This is a genomic window from Methylobacterium sp. EM32 (assembly GCF_040593685.1).
In the GTDB taxonomy this organism is placed as follows: Bacteria; Pseudomonadota; Alphaproteobacteria; order Rhizobiales; family Beijerinckiaceae; genus Methylobacterium.
The window spans coordinates 1-1,111 of the sequence record NZ_JBEXZS010000233.1 but is presented as its reverse complement, the minus strand read 5'-3'; the positions used below and the strand labels follow the sequence as shown (position 1 = coordinate 1,111).

At 70.1% G+C, this 1,111-nt stretch carries 1 protein-coding gene and 1 pseudogene; both read left to right on the top strand.

Annotated elements, in window-relative coordinates:
* Positions 1-265: hypothetical protein (locus tag ABZT49_RS29110; protein ID WP_355291356.1), on the top strand; the 265-nt coding region annotated here is incomplete at its 5' end.
* A 63-nt stretch (positions 266-328) separates the two neighbouring features.
* Positions 329-1,012 (top strand): annotated as a pseudogene (gene istA / locus ABZT49_RS29105) (IS21 family transposase); the annotation flags it as partial.
* Positions 1,013-1,111: the final 99 nt, after the last annotated feature.

Genomic DNA, 1,111 nt, shown 5'->3' with positions numbered 1-1,111 from the left:
GGCCGAGGTCGAGATCCGCTACGTGGTTCCCGTCGGCCCGGATGGCGAGCGCGGACGCTTTTGTCAGTTGCGGAAGGACTATTTCGACCCGCCAGCGTCGCCGATACACCTGCGCGATCTGTGCCGCACTAACGCTCGCGGGCAGGTCGCTCCACAGCCAGAGCGTCCGGTCGCCCTCCGTCGTCGGCGTCGTCAGGCTGAGCGCGATGCGCCGCCAGGTGTAGCCGCCGATGTGAAACTGACCCAGTCGCCGACTGAAACCTGACCCAGGCCGTAGGCTGGGCTCCTTCTGCGGGAGGAGGCCCGGATGGTGGGTGAGGAGGCAGCGTTGGAGATCCGGGTGTTGCATCGGCACGGGAAGAGCATCCGCGAGATTGCCCGCGCGACGGGTCTGTCGCGCAACACGGTGAGGCGCTACCTGCGCGACGAGGCGGCGGCGCGCTACAAGGGGCGGCCACCCCGACCGGGCAAGCTCGACCCGTTCAAGGGCTACGTGGTGGAGCGCCTCGCGGCTGCGGCGCCGGAGCGGATCCCGGCCAGCGTGCTGCTCGGCGAGTTGCGCGAGCGGGGCTATGCGGGCGGCTACACGATGCTCAAGGAGTTCGTCGCCGGCCTGGCGCCGGCGCCCGCCCCGCAGCCGGTGGTGCGCTTCGAGACGGCGCCGGGCGAGCAGATGCAGGTCGACTGGGCGGTGATGCGGCGCGGGGCCGACCGGCTCTCGGTGTTCGTGGCGACCCTGGGCTGGAGCCGGGCGGCCTACCTCGAGTTCGTCACCGACGAGCGCCTCGAGACGCTGATCGCCGCCCACGAGAACGCCTTCCTGGCCTTCGGGGGCGTGCCGCGCGAGGTGCTCTACGACAACATGCGCACCGTGGTGGTGGAGAGGAACGCCTACGGCCGCGGCCGTCATCGCTTCCAGGCCGGCTTCCTGGACTTCGCCCGCCATTGCGGCTTCCGGCCCCGGCTGTGCCAGCCCGGGCGAGCGCAGACCAAGGGCAAGGTCGAGCGCTTCATCTGGGATTGCCCCGTTTCTGTGGACGGTTATGGGGCTTGGCTGACCAGGGTCCCGGTTGCGGGTTTTGGGCGATGCTCCTGTTCGTAGACGAGGGGT